Raw genomic sequence first — 22,391 nt, forward strand, 5'->3', positions numbered from 1 at the left:
ACTCGGGCCTCGGCGGCGGTCTCCAGGCCGCCCAGCCAGCTTCGAGTCCTTCGCAGAGGAGCGCGGTGGCGCTGTGGGCACGTCCGCTTCGTCCTGGGGGCCGGTGTGCGCCTCCTCCGTGCTCACGCGGACGCCGCCCTGCTCCCTCGGCCGCCGAACCGGACAGCATGTGAGCGCGCCGCACGGACCGGGTCGCGGAGCGCGTGCCGGCGTGTGAGCCTTTGTGCATGGACTGGGCGTCGTGGACCACCGTCAACGTCTTCGCGGGCCGGGGCGGTGTGCGTACCGAGGAAGCCGGTGCGCTGACGGGTGACCTCACCGTGCACACCACCTGGACGGGCGCCGAAGCGCGCGTGTCCGTGCAGTACAGCGGCTCGTCCGACTGGTTCACGCTCGCGGGCAGCCCCCTCCCCTGTGCGTCGGAACGGGACAGCCGGGACCTCCACGACGTGGTGGTGGAGCTGGTGCGCGCGGGGAAGGCCGCCGACGGCCTGCCGCCGACCGTCGCCGCGTAGCCGGGCGGACTCCCGGCCCGGCGCCACGCGCCCGGCCGCATACGCAAAAGACGCCCGGCGGGGAGTTCCCGGCCGGGCGTTCAGGTGCGTGTACTACCTGCTGGTACTGCCTGCTGGTGGCTTAGTACCAGTGGTGGGACTGCCAGAAGTTCCAGGCGCCGACGGGGCTGCCGTAGCGGGAGTTCATGTAGTCCAGGCCCCACTTGATCTGGGTGGCCGGGTTGGTCTTCCAGTCCGAGCCGGCGGTGGACATCTTCGAGGCCGGCAGGGCCTGGACCAGGCCGTAGGCGCCCGAGGAGGAGTTCGTGGCGGTGTGGTTCCAGCCGCTCTCGCGGGACACGATGTTGTTGAAGGCCGCGAACTGCGCCGGGTCCTTGATCATCTGCTGCGCGATCGCCTTGGCGTTCATCGGGGCGGCCTGCGCGGGGACGGCGGCGAGCATGGAGCCGGCGACGCCCAGGGCGAGGACGGAGCCCGCGATGGTCTTCTTGGAGGCGGCGATGCGGCGGATGACGGCGTTGGACACGGAATGACCTTCCGACGGGGACAGGGACGGTCGCGGCATGCCGGAGGCATGCGTGAGCCACTCACGCGATGGAGAGGGGTTCGTCTGCGGCGGGTGAAGTACCCCTGCCGGCTGGCGACTCATCCAGTTCTACAGACGCCCCGACCCCGTGGCAACGCCGTCACCTACTAGGGACCCTCGCAGCCCGGGTCGGTGGGCCCGGCCCCTGCCCGGTCGCCATCCGCACAGGTGGGGGCGGGTGCGGGCGGGCACGACGGGCCTCCTGGGGGCTACTACCCCGGCTCGTACGTGACGTGGGTCCTATGGGGCGGGTCACCTCCCGGACCCCCGGATCTCACCGACCGTTACGGCCCGTAGCCCTTCGGGTGGCCGCTCCGGAGGCCGGATCACGTCGGACGTGCCCTTCAGGCCGCGCGCGGTGAGGTGATGGGCGGCACGTCGGGGTGCGGTTCGAGGGTGACGGGGGCTTGCGCGGGGCCGGGGGCGCCCCGACGTCCAGCTCGCGCCACACCGGGAAGTCCAGCGGCGACAGCGTCACCGCAAGGTAAAGGGCCCCCGCGCCCACATCAGCGGACCCACGACACCCGACCCGACGCCCGACAGGGCCAGTACGCCCAGCAGCACCGGCACGCGGGGCCCGTCGAGGTCCACGACGGCGACCCCCTCGGGGACGTCGGGCGCGCCGGAGGCACCCCGCCACGACCAGGACGCGGGCGCCGCTGTCCGAGATCACGTACGCGATCCGGTCGGCCGGGTAGCCCGGATCCACCGGGACGTACCGTCCCCCCGAGCGCAATACGCCCAGGTACTCGCCGGTGGTGCAGTCGAGGCGCGAGGGGTCGAGCTGCTGCGCGAACCAGACGCCGTTCTGCGGCGGGGTCAGGGGCAGCGGCCCGCGGTCGTGAGTGGCCATGCGGTGGTCAGTCTCCTCTGTCGGATCGGTCGATCAACGACGACGTGACGCCACTCTCCGTGACCGGTGAACCGGCTTGAAAGTCCCACCCATACGCCTCTTGCCGGCCCTCGGCCGCGCCCTCCGAAACCCGGTACCGCCAACCCGTGACAGCCGGTAAGCTCCGCGCCGCTCACCACTACCTGCCACCACCACGCGCTGCCCGGAGACTCATGACAAGCAGGTTCACCGAACTGGCCGTCGACTGCCGCGATCCGGAACGGCTCGCGGCCTTCTGGTGCGGGGTCCTGGACTTCGAGGTGATCGACCGGAGCGAGGGCAGGGTCGAGATCGGCTCCTGGGTGCCCACCGTCGACGACGTCCGGGCCCGCCAGATGCCGCCCACCCTGCTGTTCGTCCGGGTGCCCGAGGGCAAGACGGTGAAGAACCGCCTCCACCTCGACGTCAGCCCGATCGACGGCAGCACCGAGGCCGAGACGAGGCGACTGCTCGGCCTCGGCGCCACCACGACGGACGTGGGACAGGGCCCGGACCGGAACTGGGTGGTCATGGCCGACCCCGAGGGCAACGAGTTCTGCGTCCTGCGCACCCTGGCGCCGTAACCGGCGGGTCGCAGGCCGCGAACGAGCATCCGCCACCGCCCAGCGTCGGCGCTGCGCACGGCCGACGGGCGCGACGGCGAGCGCGAGCCACCCGTGGACACTTCGCCATCCGTCGCGGACGGCTCGTACGGCTCCGGCCCCGGCGTGCGGCCGGACCTCACCACATCACCCGATCTCTACAGGTGTAGAGTTCCGTTCGCCTCACCACCCTCTACGGGTGTAGAGGATGATCTGACCCAACCTCAAGGAGTCACGATGAGCGCCACCGCCCCCTCCGTCGTCAGGCACGGGCCCGAGCCCCTGCGGCCCTTCAAGGTGGGCGCCGGCGGCTTCGTCCTGCTGGGTACGGGCCACCTCGCCCTTGCCGCCGCTGCGGCCTGGGGCGACCCGACACCGCAACAGGCTGCCTCCTCGGCAGCCTTGCGGGCGACGGGCATGACGCTGCTCGGCCTGGAACGCAGCACCCTCGACGTCGTCAACGGCATGAGTGCCGTCATGGCCCTGTTCGTCATCTCCTCTGCACTCCTTGCCCTGTTCGCAGCCCGGCAGGCCCCCGCCCTGGTCGAACGGCGCACCGCCTTCGGATGGACGCTCCTCGCCACCTCACTCGTCGGCCTGGCGATATCGGCCGTCTTCCTGCCCCCTCCGCCGATCGCCGTCCTCACCGTCACCAGCTGCGCCTTCGCCCTGTCCCTGCGCCGGGCAGCACGCTGACCTCGACCTCGGCAACCACCGAACGAATACGCTCCGCCCCGGCCGGCTGCCGGGGCGGAGCGAGGGGCGCACGGGGGTGGGCTCAGCGGGCGCTTGCGCGCCTGTGACGACGGAGCACGGCGACTCCGCACGCGAGGGCGAGTGTCGCGCTGGAACCGCCGGCGAGGAGCAGGGTGGAGGACGGGGCCCCGCCCTCCGTGCGCGGGGTGCCGTAACCGCTGGCATAGCCCCTGCTGTCGTACTCCGACCCGGGCAGCTTGTCGGCGTAGCGGGCCTTGACCAGCTTCTGGTAGTCACTGAGCGATACCGACGCCTGGCCGCCCAGCCCTTGTCGGGCCTGGTCGTTGAGCGGCTCGACGGTGAAGAGTTTGAGCTGGTACCAGCCGCGGTTCTGCGGCTCGGTGAAGACCAGCGTGCCCACGGTGGCCTTGCTCGCGTAGGCGGCGTCGCTGTCTCCGTCGCGCACGGCCGCCAGATGCCAGCCGCCACCCTCGGTGGGGGCGAGCATGACGGTCGCGTTGCGGCCGTTGACGGTGGTGCTCAGCGAGGAGACCAGCTGCGTCAGCTTGACCGCCTTCGTGGGCAGGGGCTGGACGGTGCCCGCGACGAACCCGGGGGTGATCTCGTTCCGTGCCACCGGGTCCTTGATGGTGAAGACCGGGAGCCCCCGGCACGGCTCGGCCGTCTCGGGGATCGTCTGGACCGGGCCGCCGGCGGCGTCGCCGGCGGGCACCGGAGTACGCAGGAAGCGGCAGACGGTGTCGCGTACGTCGGCGGAACGCACCGCGTTGAGAGCCGCCTGATAGTCCGGGATGTCGGCCGGGAGGGGGTCCTTGGCCGTCGCCGTGTGGGCCGGACCGGCGACGGAGAGCAGAGCGGAGGCGCTCAGTGCGATGACGGTGGACAGTCGGGAGAGGCGGGAGAGGCGGGAGGCCGCCCGCTTGCCGGACATTTCGGTGCCGCTGGTGTCGCGCATGTCGCCTGCCTTAGCGGGAGATACCGATGCGGGAGTGGGTCCACTTGGAAGAGCTGTTGCTCACGTAGTCGTTGTAGTTCCACCACGTGTACGTGGTGGTGTCCGGCCACGGGTCGGCCACGGCGATCGTGGTGTTCGACGTGTCGAACCCGTAGACCACGTTCATGTGACCGCCACCGGAAGCCCACCCGATGCGGGCACCGATCGGCCGGGCCGCCTTGACGTCGGTGTACACCTGGTTGAAGCTGGCCGCGCTGTTCAGGCCGGAGCCGGTGCGGGTCATGCCGAGGCTGCTCCAGCCTTTGGCCATGTCGTCGAGCGTGGCCGGCTGGTTGTTGCAGCCGTAGTAGGGCTGGGCCCGGTTGCAGAAGTCCGTCTGTGTGGAGCCGAAGCCCTGGAACTTCGCGATGGTCAGCCCGGAGGCGACCCAGCACCACTGGGACTTCTCCTGTTTCAGCATGCTGATGGTGTCCTGGCCCACTTCCGCGTGAGCCGTGCCTCCCGCGGCGGTGAGCGATCCCGAGGCGGCCAGCGCGATGGCTGCCGCCGTGGTTGCGTACCTGAACCTGCCCATTTTCCTGCCTTCCCCTGCTGGGTAGAACGAGATGAACGGGGCAATCTGGCAGGAATATGACAGCGCATCATGTCTGCGGCACATAGGGGCCTTGCGGAGGATTACCCCGTACCGGCTATTTGTCGGGTCATCGCTCGACTCGAGCCCTACAGCTCACGCTCGCCCGCCGAAGCGGGCGCGAGGAGTTGGGGAGCTGATCGGACAACTCACTCGTTGGGAGCATTCGCGTCCCTCTGGCGTGGGACGGAGGGAAATCGCGGACCGCTGCCGGTGGCGTGGCCGGTTGACTGGGGCTCCTTGACGATCTGTCGGCAGAGGAGCACGGGGCATGACCGGAGAGTCGCGGGACCAGGCACAGCAGTCGAAGCACGGGCACGGAGAGCAGGGGCGGGGGCAGGGGCAGGCGCACGGGCGCGGGCACGGTGAGCAGGCGCGGCAAGCGCCCTGGAATCCGTTCGCCGCACTGGAGGAGGTCGGGCTGCTCGCACTCGGCGCCGTCGATCTCGCGCTGGACCAGGTACGGCAGGCGACCGGCCTGGGCGAGGACGCGGCCCGGCGTTCGGACCTGCGCGAGCTCGTCGCCGCGGGGTGAAGGAGCTGAGGGCGCGCGGGGAGCTCGCCTCCCGGCGCATCGTCGCGGCGGACGACGACAACTACCTGGAGCTGATGGCCCACCGGGCCGCCGCACGCCGCCCGCGGGCCGCCGACACCGCGACGGCGCCGGCAGCCGGGCCGGCGCATGCATGACGACCTCGCGTTCCGGCAGCGCATCGACACGCACCTGCACCGGCTGGTCGACGAGGAAGAAGCCGAGCTGTTACGACTGTCCAGCGAACTCGGCCCGCTCTGCGCCCAGTTGCGCAGCTCGCTGACGCGCGGGAAGCGGATGCGGGCCGCGTTCCTGTACTGGGGCTGGCGGGCCTCCGGCCAGCCGGACTGCGACGGGTGCCGCAGCCATGGAACTGGTGCACGCGGCGGCCTGCACCCACGACGACATCATCGACGACAGCCGCCTGCGGCACGGCGTCCCGACCGCGCACGCGGCCTTCGCCGAAGCCGGAGCGGGCCGCCACGGCGGTGGAAGTGGTCACGGCCGCGGCGGAGGCAATGGCGGAGCCCCGGCCCCGGGGACCGTACGGCAGGACCGGTCCGCCGCGCTGCGTACGGGCTGCCCCTGGGCGAGGCCTTCCAGCTCCGCGACGACCTGATCGGCACCTTCGGCGACCCCGCCGAGACCGGCAAGTCGAACCTGGACGACCTCCGGGACCGCGACCCCTTGGCCGACGAGACCGTGGCCGCCATGTTCGAGCGCGGCGAGGTGCGGGACTTCAACACCCTGATGCGCTTCTTCAGCACCGCTGGCCACAAGCTCCCGGAGGGGCTCCCGCCGTCGGCGGTGTCGTTCCTGGAGGCCACCGCCATGCCGCCGAAGTGGGTGGACTGGGACGTGATGGAGCGCGCCCGGCTGTTCTTCATGGACAACGCCGCGCACATCAACACGGGCCTGTCCTTCGCGGCGATGCCCGCGACCTACGCCGTGCCGCGCGTGGCCCGGCTGCTCGCCTCGACGCACTCGATGGACTACCCCTCGCGCCGGATGGCGAACACCGGCCAGTTCGTCACGTACCTGATGCGGACCAACGCGTTCGAGGAGGGCAGCAAGTTCATCCCGGCCGCCCAGAAGGTCAGGCTGCTGCACGCGGCGGTACGCCACCACCTCACGCACTCCGGGCGCTGGGACATCGCGGCGGACGGTGTTCCGCTCTGCCAGGAGGACATGATCGGCGGGCAGATGTGCTTCTCGAACCTCGTTCTGGACGCCATGCACCGCCTCGGCATCCACATGAGCGAGGAGGGGGCGGAGGCCTACTTCTACGCGTGGCGGGTCGTGGGCTCCATCCTGGGCTGCGACATGACGGCCGCTCCGGGCAACCTCACGGAGGCCCGCGCGTTCTCCGACCTCTACCTCAGCCGCCACCTCGGGCCCTCCGAGGACGGGGTCCGGCTCAACAACCAGCTGATGCGGATGTATGAGGACGTGGTCCCCGGCACCCTCTTCGACCCGATCGTCCCCGCACCATCCGCTTCCTCGTCGGGCCCACGATCGCGGACTGGCTCGACATCCCGCGCAGCCCGTGGGACACGGCGGCGAAGGCCGTCCCCATCGTCCTCGGCCTGCTGGAGACCGTGGAGGACAGCAGCCCTCTCGGCGAGTGGGCGCTGGACAAGGCGGGCAGCCTGCTCACCACCTTCGAGCTGGCCTCGCTCACCCGTGGGCGGGTCATGCAGTACGCCATCCCGGAGGAGCTCAAGGGCGAGTACGGGGTACGGTCGCAGGCCCCGCGCACCCACCGTTGGGTACCGCCGGCGCCAACCCCCGCCTGACGGGGCGGGGGCCGGACGGGGCCGCGCGGCGCGGGGCCGCGCGGCGCGGCGCGGGCACCCGGGTCAGCCGGCCGGAACCGTCCACTTCTGCTGGGGGGCGCCGGTGCAGGTCCACAGCTGTAGACGTGTGGCGTTGGCGGGGTTGCCGCCGCTGACGTCGAGGCACTTGTTCGCCTGCGGGTTCACGATGTCGCGGGCCCCGGACACCACCCAGCGCTGGGCGCCGGTCCCGTTGCAGTCGTACAGCTGGACCGGGGTCCCGTCGGCGGTGCCGCCGCTCGCGACGTCGAGGCACTTGCCGAGCGCCCGTAGGGTCCCGTCGGCGCCCAGGGTCCAGCGCTGGGCGGCGGTCCCGTTGCAGTCGTACAGCTGGACCGGGGTGCCGTTGGCCGGGTTCGCCGCCGCCACGTCGACGCACTTGCCGGCGAGCCCGCCGATCTGGCCGGTCCGGCCGCCGGAGCCGCCGTCGTACGAGGTGACGCGGACGTGGTCGACCACCAGCTGCTGGGGGAAGGCCGTGCTGCCGTCGGGGTCGCCCGGCCAGTAGCCGCCGACCGCGAGGTTGAGGATCAGGAAGAACGGCTTGTTGAAGGCCCAGCTGCGTCCGCCCAGGTCGGCGGGGGTCCGCCGCTGGTAGACGACGCCGTCGACGGACCAGGTGATCGAGTCGGGGGCCCAGTCGACGGCGAAGGTGTGGAAGGCGTCGGCGAAGGCCTGGCCGCCGGGGAGGGAGTACGCCGCGCCGATGCCGCCGGCGCCGGAGTAGCCGGGCCCGTGGAGGGTGCCGTGCACGGTCGACGGTTCGAAGCCGACGTTCTCCATCACGTCGATCTCGCCGGAGTTGGGCCAGCCGACCTGGCCGATGTCGTTGCCGAGCATCCAGAAGGCGGGCCACATGCCCTGGCCCCGCGGCACTTTGAGCCTCGCCTCCACGCGCCCGTACGTCTGCGTGAAGCGGCCCGAGGTGTTCAGGCGGGCCGAGGTGTACTCGCAGCGGCCGTACCAGCAGGTGTAGCCGGCCGGGTTCTCGCGGCGGGCGGTGATGACCAGATGGCCCTGTCCGTCGAGGGCGGCGTTGCGGTTGCCCGCCGTGTAGAACTGCCGCTCGTGGTTGTTGACGTTGTCACCGGTCTCGACCTGCCACTTGCCGGGGTCGGCGGCGGCCCCGGCCGGTCCGTCGAAGTCGTCGGAGAAAGTCACGGCCGCCGCTGCCGCGGACGCGGCAACCGGCCGTGCGGTGGCTGGGGCGGGCTCGGCGGCGCTGGTGGCGGGGGCGGCCAGGCCGCCCCAGCAGGCGAGGGCGAGGGCGCATAAGAGCACGCGCCGGTGCCATGTGGGGTGCACGGTCATCACATCGCTTCGGGTGTGGGGGGAGACGCATAGCCATGCCCATGACAATCCTCCGCTGGGGATTGAACGCGGAAGCATGCCGTCCGGGCACCTTCGTTCACTACTTGATTGAAGGTGCGCGCCACGACCGCGTCAAGATGCCCGCACCGCCCGATGCACGTGGTCGGCACACCCGCGTCGGGCGCCCCGCCCCGTCACGGCCCGCCCCGTCCCCTCACGGCCCGACCCCGATCCGCCGGCCGGAGCTCGCCCATCGGGGCCGGCCCGGTCAGCGTCTGGTGTCGGTGAACCAGGCGAACCCGTCCGCCGCCCCGGCCCCCGGCCCGTCTTCGGCGCCTTCCCGGCCCTGCCCGCCCTCCTCCCCGGACGCCCGTGCCTCGGACGCCGGAGCGTCCGGGGCCGGGGGCTTGTCGGCGAGGTCGGGCAGCAGGAGTTCGACCCGTACGGTTCCGGACGCGCGGCGCTGGGCGACGAACTCGTCGATCTGGGTCCGGCAGGCGTGGTCCAGGTGTGTCAGGGCCGTCAGGTCCAGGCGCATGCGGGGCGTTCCGGCGGCCGCCAGCTCTTCGAGGGCCTCCAGCAGCTGCGGGAGCCGGACGAAGGTGGCGCTGCCCGTGACGGTCAGCTTCGCGGTCTCCGCGTCGGCCGTCTGCCGGAAGGCCGTACGCGACATGCGCAGCACGGCCAGCAGCGTGCCGGCCGCCAGACCGACCAGTACGCCTTCCAGGAGGGCCGTGCCGAAGATGGCCAGCGTGGTGACGGCCATGACGGCGGCTTCACCGCGGTCCTGCTGCCACAGCACGCGGAACTGCTCCGGGGCGAACAGCTTCCATCCGCTGTGTACGAGGACGCCCGCGAGGACCGTGACGGGGATGAGGGCGAGCAGGTCGGGCAGCAGGAGCGCGAAGGCGAGGAGCCAGAGGCCGTGCAGGGTGCGCGAGAGGCGCGTACGGGCGCCGGCCTGGACGTTGGCGGAGCTGCGGGCGACGACGGCGGTCATGGGCAGTGCGCCGAGGGCTCCGCAGACGGTGTTGCCGATGCCCTGGGAGAGCAGCTCGGTGTTGTAGCGGGTACGGGGCCCGGTGTGCATGCGGTCCACGGCGGCGGCGGTGAACAGGCTCTCCGCCGACGCGATGGCCGTGAACGTGAGGACGGTGGCGATGACCGCCGGGTCCGCCAGTCCCGCCAGTTCTCCGGGTCCCGGCAGGTTGACGGAGCCGAGGAGGTCGCCGACCCGGAGGGTTTTGATGTCGACGCCCGGCAGGGCGGCCACGCCCATGCCGAGGACGACGGCGACGAGAGCGGCGGGCACCCGGTTCAGCGGGCCCGGAACCTTCTTCCACAGGAAGCTGAGGAGCACCGTGACCGTCCCGAGCGCGGCGGCGGCGAGGGCGTCCGGCGTGCCGACGGTCCTGGCGACCAGCCCGGGCAGCCCGAGGAGGTTCTCCACCGGCGTGCCCGGCGCTCTGGTGTCGGCCACGGCGTATGCCTGGCCGATCATCAGGGGCAGTCCGATCCCGGCGAGCATGCCCTGGACGACCGCGACCGAGATGGCCTGGAACATCCGGCCCAGCCGGACGAGCGCGAGGACGATCTGGAGCAGGCCGGTGGCCAGCACGATGACGCCGAGCATCGCCAGTCCGTGTTCCAGCACCGCCTCGGCGACCAGGGCCGCCAGACCGGCGGCGGGCCCGCTCACCTGGAGCGCGCTGCCGCGCAGGGGGCCGACGACCAGTCCGCCGACGATGCCGGAGACGATGCCCAGCTCGGGCGGCGCGCCGGATGCCACGGCGACACCGATGCACAGCGGGAGCGCGACCAGGAAGACCACGAACGACGCGGTGACTTCCGTGGCGAGGGACGCGCCCCGCAGTTCGGCGACGAGCCCCTGTTCCGCCGCCGGGGCGGCGGGAGAGGAAGCAGCGGCGGATGCGGCGCCGGCGGGTACGGGTACGGGCTCGGGAGCCGGGGTCGACGGACCGGCGGCGCCGGCGGCGCGAGCCGTGGGCCGGATGGTGGAGCGGAGGCCGGAGCGACCGGCGGGACGCGCATGGCGGGCGCGCTGCCGGGGCGGGGACGGGGAGGACATCGCGGGGACTCCTTCTGCGGGCAGGGAACGGGCTGGAGGCGGACCGGACGCGGGCCGGGCGGGGGCAGAACGCCGACCGGGAGCGGGCCGGACACGGGACGGGCTCGTGCAGGACGCGGGACGGGCGCCGGCCCGGCGGTCAGTGGGGGCCGAAGGTGCCGTCCTCGCCCAGCTCGTGGAGTTCGCCGGTCTCGACGCGGTAGTACCAGCCGTGGAGCCGCAACAGGTCGTCGTCCAGGAGGTCGCGGACCACGGGGTAGGTGCCCAGCGTCGCCAGCTGGTGCACCACGTTGAGCTGCACCAGTCGTTCGAGGGACAGCGGGTCGACGTCGTCCGCTGTACGGGGGGTCAGCACGGGACGCACGAGGGACAGCCAGGCGTCGACGCCCGGGAGGAGCGAGAGGTCGCGTCCGGAGGCGAGCGCGTCCATGGCACCGCAGTGGGAGTGGCCGCAGATGACGATGTCGCGGATGCCGAGCACCGTGAGGGCGTACTCGATGGTGGCCACCTCGCCGGACGCGTCGGCCGCCCACCGCGGCGGAACGATGTTCCCCGCGTTGCGCAGTTCGAAGATCTCGCCGGGGGACGCTCCGGTGATCAGCGCGGGAACGACACGGGAGTCGGAGCAGCTGATGACGAGGGCCTGCGGTTCCTGGCCGTCGGCGAGGCGCCGGTAGGCGTCACCGGAGCCGGCGACCTGCTGGTGGAAGGAACGGGCGTGGTCGAGAAGGGCCTTCATGGAGTCGTGTCCTCCTGATCGGGGTGGCACGGGGTCCGGGCAGTCCAGGTGCGGAGGGGTGCGGCGGGTGCCCGGAGCCGGTTGCCGACGACAGTAGGAAGGCGTCTTCAAGGAGCAGGCCAGCGGTTGGTTAACGCGAGGCCGGTGGGCGCCCAGAATTTCGCCGCGGGACGGTGCCGGGGCGGTGCCGGGGCGGTGCCGGGCCTGCGCCCGGCCGGTGTGAGGTATCGCTCGAAGGGCGAAAGCGGCGGCCTGGGCCGACCGGTCCTGTTGTACGGTGCGGAATCTCGAACAGTGTTTCGGGACTCGGCAGTTGGAGCATTCCGGACTCCGCGCGGCGACTCGCGCCCGGCGGGAACCGGAAGGACGGGAACGACGCATGCGGGTGCTGCTCATCGAGGACGACGTATCCATCGCCGAACCGCTGGCCGAAGGACTCTCCCGCTACGGACTGGCGGTCGACCGCGTGGCGACGGGTGGGGCCGCGCTCGCCGGGCCGTTCGGGGACATCGTGCTGCTGGACCTAGGCCTGCCGGACATGGACGGCATCGACGTCTGCCGCCGGATCCGGCAGGTGTCCCACGTACCCATCATCATGCTGACCGCCCGCGGCGAGGAGGCCGACCGGGTGGTGGGGCTGGAGATGGGCGCCGACGACTATCTGGCGAAGCCCTTCAGCATGCGGGAGCTCATCGCACGGATCCGCGCCGTGACCCGGCGTACGCGCGCCGGGGCGCAGCACCCGCCGCACGCCTCCCCGCCCGTGCCCGTGCCCGTGCCCCTGCCCGGCGTACCGCAGCCCGGGCGCCCGCACCCGGGGCCCGGCCCCGCCGGGTACGCGCCGGGCCGGCCGCAGGCGCTGGTGGTGGACCGCCGTACCCGCCAGGCGTGGGTGGGCGACGCGCTGGTGGCGCTGACGCCCAAGGAGTTCGACCTGCTGGCACTGCTGGGCGAGGATCCGGGGGCGGTGTACTCGCGCCGGCAGATCCTCGCCCAGGTGTGGGACCCGCACTTCCACGGCCCCACCAAGACCCTCGATGTCCATGTGGCGGCCCTGCGGCGCAAACTCGGCGATCCCGCCTGGATCCACACCGTACGCGGGGTGGGCTTCCGCCTCGTCGTCCCCGCGTCGCGCGGCTGAGGGGCGGGGCGCGCCATGACCCGCCGTCTGCTCCTGAGCTACCTGACGGTGGCCCTCCTGGTTCTGCTGTGCCTGGAGGTTCCCCTGGGCATCGTCTACGGCCGGGCCGAGCAGCAACGCGCCACCCGGGCGGCCGAGGACGAGGCCGAGTCGCTGGCCGCGTACGCCGCCGTCTCGCTGGAGGGCGGCCGGGCCGGCGCCCTGGAGGAGCGGGTGGCGCACTGCGCCGCACGCATCGGGGGCGAGGTCGTCGTCTTCGACGCGTCGGGCCGGCCCGCCGCCTCGTCGCCGTCGCTGACGTCCGATCAGGCCCGGGACCTGGCCGGGACCCGGGAGGTGCGGTCGGCGCTGCGGGGGCGGGCGGCCATCGACGTCCGTACCGCTCCGGTTGGCGGCGGGGCGCGGGTGCTGGCCGCCGCGGCGCCGGTGCCGTTCGGCTCGTCCCGCTACGGTGCCGTACGCGTCACCCTCCCCACCGACGCCGTGCACCGGCGGGTCCACGGCGTGTGGCTCACCCTGGCGGCGGTGGGCCTGCTGGCGCTGACGGCCGTGGCGGGGGTGGCGTTCTGGCTGGCCCGCTGGACGAGCCGGCCCGTACTGGAACTGGAGCGGGCCACCGCCCGTCTCGCCGAGGGCGACCTCTCGGTACGGGCGACCCTGGCCACGTCGACGGGCCCGCCGGAGGTCCGGCGGCTGGCGGTCACGTTCAACGAGACCGCCGCGCGCCTGGAGCACCTGCTGGCGTCGCAGCGCGCGTTCGCCGGTGAGGCCTCGCACCAGCTCAAGACACCGCTGGCCGCGCTGCGGCTGCGCCTGGACAACCTGGAACAGGACGTGGCAGCCCACGCCAGGGGCGGCCTGACGGCGGCGGTGACCGAGACGGACCGGCTGGCCCGGATGGTCGAGGGGCTGCTGGCGATGGCGCGGCTCGACGAGAAGGCCGTCACCCGGGTACCGGTGGACCTCGACCGCATCGCCGCGGAGCGCGTGCAGACGTGGGGGCCCGTGTTCGAGGCCCGGGGCTGCCGGCTGGCGCTGGGGGTGGAGCACTCGGGCCGGGCTTTCGCCGTGCCGGGAGCGGTGGAGCAGATCCTGGACAATCTGCTCTCCAACGCCCTGCGGGTGTCCGGACCCGGGTCCGTGGTGCTGCTGGACCGCCGGCTCCCCGCCCCGCCGCGTCGCGGCCACCGTGAGCACCGGCCGCCGTACGCCGAGTTGCACGTGATCGACGAAGGCCCGGGGATGACCGCCGAGCAGCGGGAGCGCGCCTTCGACCGGTTCTGGCGGGCGCCGGGCTCCACCGAGGGCGGCAGCGGCCTGGGCCTGGCCCTGGTGCAGCGGCTCGCCGTGGCCGGCGGTGGTCACGTCGTCCTGGAGGCGGCCGCCCGCGGCGGCATCGACGCCGTGGTGCGGCTGCCCGCCGTACCGTCACACGGCGGGCCGGGACCGGCGCCCGGGCGGGGCGACGCGCTCCGGCAGAGGCCCGCCCGCAGGACGGTGCCCGTCCCCCGCCTCCGCTCCAGGCCGCACAGCGGCGCCCGGCCGTGAGCGGGAGGGGGGTGGGAGGGGGTGGGAGGGGGTGGGCGACGGGGGGGCCTACGGGCGCCGACGGGCGCAGTGTGACGCTGCGCGTCAGTTCTTGACGTCCTCGTTGAAGCGGTTCGAGCAGTCCTGCTGCTCCTGCTGCGTCTGGGCGTTGTCGAGGCAGGACCGCAGGTCCTTGCCCTCGTCGGAGTTGAGGATGGACACTCCCACGGCCACCAGGAGTCCCGCGATGACCACGGTCACGGCGCCCAGGACCAGGCCGCTGATGGCCATGCCGCGGCCACCGGCGCCGCCCCGGGCTCTGCGGAGGGCGGCTATGCCGAGGCCGATGGCGACGAGCGCCAGCGGAATGCCCACGAACCAGAGCCACAGGAGCAGCAGGGACGCGATGCCGGTGACCAGCGCGGCCACGGCCAGGCCGTTGCGGCCGGTGGCGGGCCCGGCGGCGGGGGCGGGGTGGGTGCCGGTGCCGTCGGGAGAGCGGTACGCGTCGGACATGAGGGGGTCCCTTCCGGGGGTGGACAACTCCACCGCGGATCAGCGGCGTTCACCCCGTCTGCCACGACCCACCCCCGTCAAACCCACTGCGCCGAACCGATGTCGGGGCGCGCACGGCCCGTGGTTCACCACCGCCTTTGCGGGCTGGCGAACGGCGCCGGCCGGCCGCCTCGACGCCCTGCCGGGAGCGGCCCGGCGGACGACTGCCCCGCCGGGCGCGCGCCGCCGGCCGGCGTGTCGCGGCAGCGGCGGACGCGCCGGGGCGGCGGGAACCGTTCCGACGCCGGCGGCGGTCAGGCCGGGGCGTTCCAGGCGGTCGTCAGCCCGTCCAGCCACGCCGGCGGCAGCTCCGCGGCGTCCCACTCCGCCCGCAGCGCCTGCGGCGCGGTGACGAGCCGCTCCAGTACGGCGATGCTCGTGGCGGAGTGGACGAGCGAGTAGCGGCCGTGGACCGTGATGGCGCTGCCCGGCCCGTACGCCGCGAACAGCCGCTCCAGCCGGGCCCGGTGGGCCGCGGCGAACTGCGCCAGCCGCCCGGGGTACCCGGCCCGCTGCCGGGGGCTCATCGTGGCGAGGACGGCGGTGAGCACCTCCCCGGTCACCTCCGGGTCCAGCTCCGAGACCGTGGCGAACGACAGGTACAGCGGGGTGACCGCCACCTGTGCCCGCTCCACCTCCATGCGCCGGGGCCGCGGCCGCTCCCCGGCCGGGTCCGGCTGCCCGTCCTTCCCCACGACCCGTACCAGGGTCCGTTCGGCGACGGTGCCGAGCTCGTCCAGGACGCCGGCGGCGCCGTCGAGCCAGCCCGATTCGTACGCCTCGCCCTTGTCGCCCGGCGCGCTCCCACCGCCGGCGCTCAGCTCCTCGTACGCGAGGGCCAGCGTGCCCGCCTCGACGAGCCCGATCAGTGCCCGTGCGTCGTCGGAGGGCACGCCCGCCCGTGCGAGGAGCTGCAGCAGCGTAGTCCTCGCGTTCTCGACACTGGCCTCGTCCGGCCACTGCCGTTCCTGGTCGGCCGCGCCCATCGGTCCCTCCTCATCGCTCGGGTAGTGCGGTGTGTGCAACGTGATCGCTCCCTTCGACGGTCCAACGCCCGACAGCCGGCTGGTGATCCCCACCGGCGCGGCCCTTCACCACGGTTCCGTCCCCTCACTGCCGGCCCTTCCCCGCCCGGCAACCCATCGGCCCGGTTCCGCGTCCTTCCCGCCGAGCCGTCTCCGGTCGACCGGTGCGGAGCCACGCCGACCCTGGAGGGGCACCATCGCTGCGTACACCCCTGACCGGCCCGACGAGAGCACACGGCCCCGCCTGACGGCCGGCATCGGCAGGGTACTGCTGGGCGGCCTGGCCGGCGTCCTGCTGACCGCCGCGCTCATGACGGTGCTGTGGTGGCCGCGGACCGAGGTGACGTACCGCAGCAGTGCTCCCCCATCGCTGGTCTACGACGACCGGTCGCCGCACTTCCTGGGGCTGGTCCACGAACACAGCCTGTCCGGGCGGGACTCCTACAGGATGGTAATCGGCCGGGATTCCGGCCTCTCCTACGGACACCACCTGGACATCGACGCCGCTCTGGGGTCGGAGGGCATCGAATCCACCACGTGGACGGAGTCCGGGGTACGGGTCCGGTTCCCGACCGGCCACGAGGTCTTCGTCCCGGCCCGGTCCTTCCTGTACGGCAGGTGACGAAGGACGAAGTGCGCCACGACGGGCGGTTCCCGGCCAGGTCTCCCGGGCAGGACAACCCGGTCGGCGGCACGGCCGTCTTCACGGGGGTGGTCCGATACGGGTGGACGGGGAGGCGGCCGAGCATGCCGGAGCAGCAGGTGACGGAGGGGGACGCGGCGGAGAGGGCCGCGCCCGGGCGCGACGCGGTCCGGTTCACGGACAGCACGCCCGCGCTGCTGCTGCTGGTCCCCGCGACACTGCTGCTGCGGCACCTCGGGGAGCACGCCTGGGCGTACTGGACGGCCGTCGTCCTCGGGGTCGCCGGCCTCGCGGTCGCCGGGATCGGGATCACGATCGCGGCCGGCAGCCTGAGGCGCGGCCCGCGCAGGCTCGTGGCGGGCTACACCCTCGCCATGCTGCTCTGCGCGTCCTGCCTCCTGGTGGCCCGCCTCGTCGAGAACTGAGCACGCCCCCAGCGGATTTCACCCCTTCGGGGGATCGTGAACGAGACCTCCCCCTCCTGCCCGGGTGTCGGGGCCGGGCGCCGGGCGGTAGCTGAGCAGGTCTCCCGGCTGACACTCCAGCACCCTGCAGATGCTGGTGAGGGTCGTGAAGCGGACGGCCTTCGCCCGGCCGTTCTTGAGGACGGACAGGTTGACGTTGGTCACGCCGACACGGGTGGCGAGTTCGGCCGGCGCCATGCCGCGTTCGGCGAGGAGCCGGTCGAGGTGCACGTGGATTTCCTGGGCGCCGTGGGCGTCGTCGTTGTCGTTGTCGTTGCCCCCGGCGGCCATCAGACGACCACGGGAAGGCCGTTGTGCCGAGCAGCGTCCCGGGCGAGAACGGGGCGTCGTCGGTGAGTGTCGCCAGCAGTGCCGCCTGAGATATACCCGGATGGCCCGACAGGAAAGGGCGGAGCCTGGGCGCCGGTGCGGGGGCTTTCGGGGTCTCCAACCCTGGGGGGAGGCCGGAATCAACTCCTGGGGGGCCGACACGGGCGGCGGACCGGGCAACTCGGGCGTGGACTTCGCCCGCAACAGCTACGACGCGCTCCCCGCGTCCCTGCGCGACGCCTTCGACGTCGTCGGGTACGACATGCGCGGCGTGGGCCGCAGCGGACAGGTGGAGTGCTGGAACGACGCGGAGTACACCGCGGCCGTCGACGCCGCACGCGGCGTACCCGCTCCGGGAGCCCTGCACACCGCGATCCGGCAGGGCCGGGACTTCGCCACCGCCTGCCGGGAGCGGTCCGCGGACCTCGTGCCGTTCGTCAGTACCGCGTCGAACGCCAGGGGCATCGACCTGCTGCGCCGCGCCCTCGGCGAGGAGAATCTCTCCTTCTACGGCCGCTCCTTCGGCAGCTACGTCGGCACCGTCTACGCCGCGCAGTTCCCCCGGCGCGTCCGGGCCATGGTCCTGGACGGGGGCTACGATCCGCGTCGCTACGCCGACGTGCCGTACGCCTACGACGCCGGGCAGTTCGCCGCCCTGGACGCGGCCGTCGGCCGCTTCCTGGACTGGTGCGCGCAGAACGCCACCGCCTGCGGGTTCGGTGAGGGCCGGCCGCGGCAGGCCTTCAAGGAGCTCAAGCGGGCGCTGGACGCCGACCCGGTCATCACCCCGAGCGGACGACCGGCCACCGGCTACACCCTCGCCTACCGCCTGATGTTCAACATCAACTCGGGCAAGGAGGTCTGGCCCTACCTGGGAGAGGCCCTGCGGGCGGCCCAGGCGCGCCAGGGGTCGTTCCTGCTGTCCCCGCCCTCCCCCGCGTCCTTCGACTTCCTCAACGTCAACACGGCCGTCGAGTGCGCCGACCGCGTCTACCCGACCAGCCCCCTGCTGCCGGGCACGCTCGTCGGGGCCCAGGCCGCCGCCGCTCCCCTGCTGGGACCGCCCATCGGCCTCGGGCCGCCCACGTACGACCACAACCACGCGCCCGCCTGCGCCCACTGGCCGGCCGAGCGCCCGAGCCGCTTCGAGGGCTCCTACCGGGCGGCCGGCTCCGCCCCGATCCTGGTCCTCGGTACGACCGGTGATCCGGACACCCCCTACCAGGACGCCGTGGCGCTGGCCGGGACGCTCGACAACGGGCGGCTGCTGACCTTCGCCGCCGAGGGGCACACGGCGTACAACCGGAGCGCGTGCGTCAGCGCCCTGGCCACGGACTACCTCGTCACCCTGGCGCTGCCCGCGCGGGGCACCGTGTGCGCGGACGAGGCGCCCCCGGGCGCGCTGGGCCGCAGCACCGCGGCGGGCCTCGGGGCCGGGGGCGACGAGACGCGCGACGTGATTCCCGCCCTGCGCTGAGCCCGCGCCCCCGGCAACGCCCGCGCCCGGGTCCGCGTCCGGGTCCGTGCCCCCGGCCCCGGCCCCGGCCGGGGGAGCGGCGTCGGCGTCACCCCGGGGGGCGGGACGCCCCGCACGGGACCCGTCGCGACACGCGGGTGAAAAAGATCCGACGGGGATGTCGAGAACCCGTGGCCGGCTCCGTCCCCGTGCTGAAGGCGACCACAATGGGTCGCCCGGCACCGAGGAGACACCATGGCGAAGTACCTGCTGCTCAAGCACTACCGCGGCGCCCCGGCCGCGGTCAACGACGTGCCCATGGACCAGTGGACACCGCAGGAGATCTCGGACCACGTCCAGTACATGAACGACTTCGCGGCCCGGCTCGAGGGAACCGGCGAGTTCGTCGACGGTCAGGCGCTCGCCCCCGGGGGAACGTTCGTCCGGTACGACGGCGAGGGCCGCCCGCCCGTCACCGACGGCCCGTTCGCCGAGACCAAGGACCTGATCGCCGGCTGGATGGTGATCGACGTCGACAGCTACGAGCGCGCCGTCGAGCTGGCCGGGGAGCTGTCGGCCGCCCCCGGGGCGGGCGGGAAGCCGATCCACGAGTGGCTGGAGCTGCGCCCGTTCCTGACCGCGCCCCCCACGGTCACCGAATGACCTCCGAGGTGGACGAGGTCCTGCTCCGGCGCCTCACCCCGAGCGTGATCGGGATCCTCGTCCGCCGCGGAGCCGACTTCGCGGCGGCCGAGGACGCCGTGCAGGACGCGCTGGTCGCGGCGGTCCGCGCCTGGCCGGCCGCCCCTCCGCGGGACCCGAAGGGCTGGCTGGTCACCGCGGCCTGGCGCCGGTTCCTCGACGCGACCCGGGCGGACGCCTCCCGCCGCCGGCGGGAGGAGCTCGTCGACGAGGAACCGGCGCCCGGGCCCGCACCGGCGGCCGACGACACGCTCCAGCTGTACTTCCTGTGCGCCCATCCGTCGCTGACCCCGTCGTCCGCGGTCGCGCTCACGCTGCGCGCCGTGGGCGGGCTGTCCACCCGCCAGATCGCCCAGGCGTACCTGGTGCCCGAGGCGACCATGGCGCAGCGCATCAGCCGGGCCAAGCGCACCGTCTCCGACGTGCGCTTCGACCGGCCGGGCGACGTCGCCACCGTCCTGCGCGTCCTCTACCTGGTCTTCAACGAGGGCTACTCCGGAGACGTCGACCTCGCCGCCGAGGCCATCCGGCTCACCCGGCAGCTCGCGGCGGCGGTCGACCACCCCGAGGTGGCGGGGCTGCTGGCCCTCATGCTGCTCCACCACGCCCGGCGTGCCGCCCGGACCGCCTCCGACGGCAGCCTGGTGCCGCTGGCCGAGCAGGACCGCGGCCGGTGGGACACCGGGGCGATCGCCGAGGGCGTCACGATCCTGCAGGCGGCGCTCGCCCGCGACCGGCTGGGCGAGTTCCAGGCACAGGCCGCCGTCGCGGCGCTCCACGCCGACGCGCAGAGCGCCGAGGAGACCGACTGGGTGCAGATCGTCGGGTGGTACGACGAACTCGTACGCCTGACCGGCAGCCCGGTCGTCCGGCTCAACCGCGCGGTGGCCGTCGGCGAGGCCGACGGACCGCGTGCCGGGCTGGCGGCGCTGGCGGCCCTGGAGGACTCCCCGTCGGGCTCGGCGGGCCCGGTCCCCCGCCGCGCGGCGGTGGCGGCGTACCTCCACGAGCGGGACGGCGATCTGGAGACGGCGGCCCTGCTGTACGCGGAGGCGGCCCTGGCGGCCCCCAACCTCGCCGAGCGCGACCACCTGACGCGCCGGGCCGCCCGGCTCAACGCCCGCCTGCACCTCTGACGTCAAGGTCCTCCCCGGTGTGTCGTCGCAGGCGGGGAAGGGGCATGCGTAAGGGCCCCGACCGGCCGGGGGGGGAAGGGCCGGCCGGGGCGGCCCCGGCCGGTCGGGGGGACAGCCGGCCAGGGCGTTCGAAGGCGGGGACGGGAGGGCGGTCGCCTCGCGGCGAAAGGCTCGGCAGGGCTTCAGCCGAACGATCTTCCCTGCAGGCAGTGGTCAGGCCCGGGGACACCATCCCTTTCCCGCACCCACACCTGGACGAACGGTCAACGGCACCCCTTTGTTCCCGGCCCCCCGAAACCGAACGGGGAACACCGGTGTGTGCGGTCCGCGCCCCGCGGGGAGGGTACCGGTGGCCCCGGGCGGGGCCGAGCGACCGCAGACCGTCCTTCTGGAGCAGCCCATGGCAGTGAAGATCCTCATCGTGACCGGTGACGCGGCCGAGTCGCTGGAGGTCCTGTATCCGTACCAGCGCCTGCGCGAGGAGGGGTACGAGGTTCACATCGCGGCCCCGTCCGTCAAGAAGCTGCGCTTCGTCGTCCACGACTTCGAGGACGGCTTCGACACCTACACCGAGAAGCCGGGCTACACCTGGCCGGCCGACCTGGCCTTCGCCGACGTGGTCACCGAGGACTACGAGGCCGTGGTCGTCCCCGGCGGGCGGGCGCCCGAGTACCTGCGCAACGACCCCCAGGTGCGGCGGATCCTGGCCGCCTTCGCAGAGGCGGACAAGCCGATCGCCCAGATCTGCCACGGCCCGCTGATGACGGCCGCGGCGGGCGGCCTCTCCGGCCGCCGCGTGACCGCGTACCCGGCACTGGAACCGGACATGGCGGCCGCCGGCGCGGTGTTCGAGGACTCCGAGGCCGTGGTCGACGGCACTCTGGTCTCGGCCAGGGCCTGGCCGGACCACCCGGCCTGGATGCGCGAGTTCCTGACCGTCCTGCGCGCCAAGGCCCCGGTGACCTGAAGACGGACCACCCGCGGCCGGTGACACCCCGGCACCGGCCGCACCGAGAAGGCCGCGAACGGGCTCGCCCGCTGACGGCCGCACTCCGTGACAAGGGGCGAGCCGGGCCCGCCCGGCCCGGCTCGCCCCGGCGGATGAGCGGCATCACGCCCGGCGCGGCGGCAGTCCGGCTGCCCCGTCGCAGCCGGTACGGTGCCGGAACCGACACCGACGCCACCCTCAGATGACGCCCTGGGCCAGCAGTGCGTCCGCCACGCGTTCGAAGCCGGCGATGTTGGCGCCGGTCACGTAGTCGCCGGGGGCGTCGTAGCGGGCGGCCGTCTCGTGGGCCACCGCGTGGATCGACCGCATGATGGAGGCCAGCTCGTCCTCGACGCGCTGCGCGGTCCACGACACCCGGCCGGCGTTCTGCGCCATCTCCAGGGCGCTGACGGCGACGCCGCCGGCGTTCGCGGCCTTGCCGGGGCCGAAAGCAATGCCCGACTGTTGGAAGAACCGGACGGCCGCCGGGGTGGTGGGCATGTTCGCGCCCTCCGAGACCGCCTGGACGCCGCCGCGCACCAGGGCGAGCGCGTCGGCCTCCGTCAGCTCGTTCTGGGTGGCCGAGGGGAAGGCCACGTCCGCGGGAACCTCCCAGACCCGGCCGCCCGGGATGAAGCGCGCGGAGCCACCGCGGCGCTGCGCGTACTCGCTGACGCGGCCGCGCTCGACCTCCTTGATCTGCCGCAGCAGGGCGAGGTCGATGCCCTTGTCGTCGATCACGTACCCCTGCGAGTCGGACGCCGTGAGCGGGTTCGCCCCGAGCTGCTGGAGCTTCTCGATCGTGTACAGGGCCACGTTGCCGGAGCCGGAGACCACGGCGGTCAGCCCGTCCAGGACCGTGCCGCGCACCGCGAGCATCTCGGCGGCGAAGAGCACACTGCCGTAGCCCGTGGCCTCGGGCCGGATCGCCGAACCGCCCCAGCCGACCCCCTTGCCCGTCAGGACACCGGCCTCCCACCGGTTGGTGATCCGCCGGTACTGACCGAACAGGTAACCGATCTCCCGCCCACCCACACCGAT

At 73.4% G+C, this 22,391-nt stretch carries 24 protein-coding genes and 2 pseudogenes; 15 read left to right on the forward strand and 11 right to left on the reverse strand.

The window, feature by feature from the left end; all coding sequences use genetic code 11:
* The first annotated feature begins 227 nt into the window (after positions 1-227).
* The gene (locus ACFWTC_RS27340) at positions 228-515 is read left to right on the forward strand and encodes a hypothetical protein (RefSeq protein WP_383921833.1); all 288 of its coding nucleotides are present in this window, start codon (positions 228-230) and stop codon (positions 513-515) included.
* A 121-nt stretch (positions 516-636) separates the two neighbouring features.
* Here ACFWTC_RS27340 and ACFWTC_RS27345 read toward each other — a convergent pair whose 3' ends face one another.
* Together ACFWTC_RS27345 and ACFWTC_RS27350 are read right to left on the reverse strand one after the other, a co-directional pair.
* Positions 637-1,080: a transglycosylase SLT domain-containing protein gene (locus tag ACFWTC_RS27345; protein ID WP_384074759.1), complete on the reverse strand. Its 444-nt coding sequence runs from the start codon at positions 1,078-1,080 to the stop codon at positions 637-639.
* A gap of 295 nt (positions 1,081-1,375) precedes the next feature.
* On the reverse strand, positions 1,376-1,954 hold the full coding sequence (locus ACFWTC_RS27350; protein WP_384029047.1) for an AMP-binding protein: 579 nt from the start codon (positions 1,952-1,954) through the stop codon (positions 1,376-1,378).
* A 212-nt stretch (positions 1,955-2,166) separates the two neighbouring features.
* Between ACFWTC_RS27350 and ACFWTC_RS27355 the strand changes: the two genes are divergently transcribed.
* Together ACFWTC_RS27355 and ACFWTC_RS27360 are read left to right on the forward strand one after the other, a co-directional pair.
* Positions 2,167-2,556, forward strand: coding sequence for a VOC family protein (locus tag ACFWTC_RS27355; RefSeq protein WP_384029049.1), 390 nt, complete (start codon positions 2,167-2,169; stop codon positions 2,554-2,556).
* A 255-nt stretch (positions 2,557-2,811) separates the two neighbouring features.
* Positions 2,812-3,270, forward strand: coding sequence for a hypothetical protein (locus ACFWTC_RS27360; RefSeq protein WP_383921842.1), 459 nt, complete (start codon positions 2,812-2,814; stop codon positions 3,268-3,270).
* Positions 3,271-3,352: 82 nt separating this feature from the next.
* Here ACFWTC_RS27360 and ACFWTC_RS27365 read toward each other — a convergent pair whose 3' ends face one another.
* Positions 3,353-4,246: a hypothetical protein gene (locus tag ACFWTC_RS27365; protein WP_384029051.1), complete on the reverse strand. Its 894-nt coding sequence runs from the start codon at positions 4,244-4,246 to the stop codon at positions 3,353-3,355.
* Positions 4,247-4,256: 10 nt separating this feature from the next.
* Positions 4,257-4,820 carry a papain-like cysteine protease family protein gene (locus ACFWTC_RS27370; RefSeq protein WP_383921848.1) on the reverse strand — a complete coding sequence of 188 codons (564 nt, stop codon included), beginning with the start codon at positions 4,818-4,820 and terminating at the stop codon, positions 4,257-4,259.
* A 328-nt stretch (positions 4,821-5,148) separates the two neighbouring features.
* Between ACFWTC_RS27370 and ACFWTC_RS27375 the strand changes: the two genes are divergently transcribed.
* From ACFWTC_RS27375 to ACFWTC_RS27390, 4 genes and pseudogenes are all read left to right on the forward strand, one after another.
* Positions 5,149-5,412 (forward strand): hypothetical protein, encoded by a 264-nt coding sequence (locus ACFWTC_RS27375; protein WP_383921851.1) that lies wholly within the window; start codon positions 5,149-5,151, stop codon positions 5,410-5,412.
* Positions 5,409-5,567, forward strand: coding sequence for a hypothetical protein (locus ACFWTC_RS27380; protein WP_384029053.1), 159 nt, complete (start codon positions 5,409-5,411; stop codon positions 5,565-5,567). Before ACFWTC_RS27375 ends, ACFWTC_RS27380 begins: the two co-directional genes overlap by 4 nt.
* A 209-nt stretch (positions 5,568-5,776) precedes the next feature.
* The gene (locus tag ACFWTC_RS27385) at positions 5,777-6,028 is read left to right on the forward strand and encodes a polyprenyl synthetase family protein (RefSeq protein ID WP_383921902.1); all 252 of its coding nucleotides are present in this window, start codon (positions 5,777-5,779) and stop codon (positions 6,026-6,028) included.
* Positions 6,028-7,205 (forward strand): annotated as a pseudogene (locus tag ACFWTC_RS27390) (oxygenase MpaB family protein). The gene ACFWTC_RS27385 and the pseudogene ACFWTC_RS27390 overlap by 1 nt, the downstream one beginning before the upstream one ends.
* A gap of 63 nt (positions 7,206-7,268) precedes the next feature.
* On the opposite strand, the gene ACFWTC_RS27395 reads toward ACFWTC_RS27390, so the two are convergent.
* The 3 genes from ACFWTC_RS27395 to ACFWTC_RS27405 form a co-directional block, all read right to left on the reverse strand.
* The gene (locus tag ACFWTC_RS27395; RefSeq protein ID WP_384029055.1) at positions 7,269-8,549 is read right to left on the reverse strand and encodes an RICIN domain-containing protein; all 1,281 of its coding nucleotides are present in this window, start codon (positions 8,547-8,549) and stop codon (positions 7,269-7,271) included.
* Between the two features lie 274 nt (positions 8,550-8,823).
* Entirely contained in the window at positions 8,824-10,644 is a 1,821-nt protein-coding gene (locus tag ACFWTC_RS27400; protein WP_383921859.1) for a SulP family inorganic anion transporter, read from the reverse strand.
* Positions 10,645-10,783: 139 nt separating this feature from the next.
* Positions 10,784-11,383 (reverse strand): carbonic anhydrase, encoded by a 600-nt coding sequence (locus ACFWTC_RS27405; RefSeq protein ID WP_383921861.1) that lies wholly within the window; start codon positions 11,381-11,383, stop codon positions 10,784-10,786.
* A 379-nt stretch (positions 11,384-11,762) separates the two neighbouring features.
* Between ACFWTC_RS27405 and ACFWTC_RS27410 the strand changes: the two genes are divergently transcribed.
* Positions 11,763-12,524, forward strand: coding sequence for a response regulator transcription factor (locus ACFWTC_RS27410; protein ID WP_384029057.1), 762 nt, complete (start codon positions 11,763-11,765; stop codon positions 12,522-12,524).
* Positions 12,525-12,539: 15 nt separating this feature from the next.
* Positions 12,540-14,072 carry a sensor histidine kinase gene (locus tag ACFWTC_RS27415; protein ID WP_383921867.1) on the forward strand — a complete coding sequence of 511 codons (1,533 nt, stop codon included), beginning with the start codon at positions 12,540-12,542 and terminating at the stop codon, positions 14,070-14,072.
* A gap of 84 nt (positions 14,073-14,156) precedes the next feature.
* On the opposite strand, the gene ACFWTC_RS27420 is transcribed toward ACFWTC_RS27415, so the two are convergent.
* Complete coding sequence (locus ACFWTC_RS27420) at positions 14,157-14,567, reverse strand: DUF4190 domain-containing protein (RefSeq protein WP_383921870.1); 411 nt, start codon at positions 14,565-14,567, stop codon at positions 14,157-14,159.
* 293 nt (positions 14,568-14,860) lie between these two features.
* On the reverse strand, positions 14,861-15,592 hold the full coding sequence (locus ACFWTC_RS27425) for a hypothetical protein (RefSeq protein WP_384029059.1): 732 nt from the start codon (positions 15,590-15,592) through the stop codon (positions 14,861-14,863).
* Between the two features lie 349 nt (positions 15,593-15,941).
* Here ACFWTC_RS27425 and ACFWTC_RS27430 point away from each other — a divergent pair, with 349 nt between their 5' ends.
* On the forward strand, positions 15,942-16,253 hold the full coding sequence (locus ACFWTC_RS27430; protein WP_383921876.1) for a hypothetical protein: 312 nt from the start codon (positions 15,942-15,944) through the stop codon (positions 16,251-16,253).
* The gene (locus ACFWTC_RS27435) at positions 16,250-16,699 is read left to right on the forward strand and encodes a hypothetical protein (RefSeq protein WP_384029061.1); all 450 of its coding nucleotides are present in this window, start codon (positions 16,250-16,252) and stop codon (positions 16,697-16,699) included. The genes ACFWTC_RS27430 and ACFWTC_RS27435 overlap by 4 nt, the downstream gene beginning before the upstream one ends.
* 18 nt (positions 16,700-16,717) lie before the next feature.
* Here ACFWTC_RS27435 and ACFWTC_RS27440 read toward each other — a convergent pair whose 3' ends face one another.
* The gene (locus tag ACFWTC_RS27440; protein WP_384029063.1) at positions 16,718-17,029 is read right to left on the reverse strand and encodes a helix-turn-helix domain-containing protein; all 312 of its coding nucleotides are present in this window, start codon (positions 17,027-17,029) and stop codon (positions 16,718-16,720) included.
* A gap of 100 nt (positions 17,030-17,129) precedes the next feature.
* Here ACFWTC_RS27440 and ACFWTC_RS27445 point away from each other — a divergent pair, with 100 nt between their 5' ends.
* The 4 genes from ACFWTC_RS27445 (at position 17,130) to ACFWTC_RS27460 (ending at position 21,329) form a co-directional block, all read left to right on the forward strand.
* A complete protein-coding gene (locus ACFWTC_RS27445; RefSeq protein ID WP_383921882.1) occupies positions 17,130-18,545 on the forward strand; it encodes an alpha/beta hydrolase in 1,416 nt (471 codons plus the stop codon).
* Between the two features lie 234 nt (positions 18,546-18,779).
* A complete protein-coding gene (locus ACFWTC_RS27450) occupies positions 18,780-19,187 on the forward strand; it encodes a YciI family protein (RefSeq protein WP_383921885.1) in 408 nt (135 codons plus the stop codon).
* 8 nt (positions 19,188-19,195) lie between these two features.
* The gene (locus ACFWTC_RS27455) at positions 19,196-20,362 is read left to right on the forward strand and encodes an RNA polymerase sigma factor (RefSeq protein ID WP_384029101.1); all 1,167 of its coding nucleotides are present in this window, start codon (positions 19,196-19,198) and stop codon (positions 20,360-20,362) included.
* A gap of 400 nt (positions 20,363-20,762) precedes the next feature.
* A complete protein-coding gene (locus ACFWTC_RS27460; RefSeq protein ID WP_383921888.1) occupies positions 20,763-21,329 on the forward strand; it encodes a DJ-1/PfpI family protein in 567 nt (188 codons plus the stop codon).
* A gap of 219 nt (positions 21,330-21,548) precedes the next feature.
* On the opposite strand, the pseudogene ACFWTC_RS27465 reads toward ACFWTC_RS27460, so the two are convergent.
* Positions 21,549-22,391: pseudogene (locus tag ACFWTC_RS27465) on the reverse strand (glutamate dehydrogenase); the annotation flags it as partial.

It is taken from the genome of Streptomyces sp. NPDC058619, from assembly GCF_042717785.1.
Classification (GTDB): Bacteria; Actinomycetota; Actinomycetes; order Streptomycetales; family Streptomycetaceae; genus Streptomyces.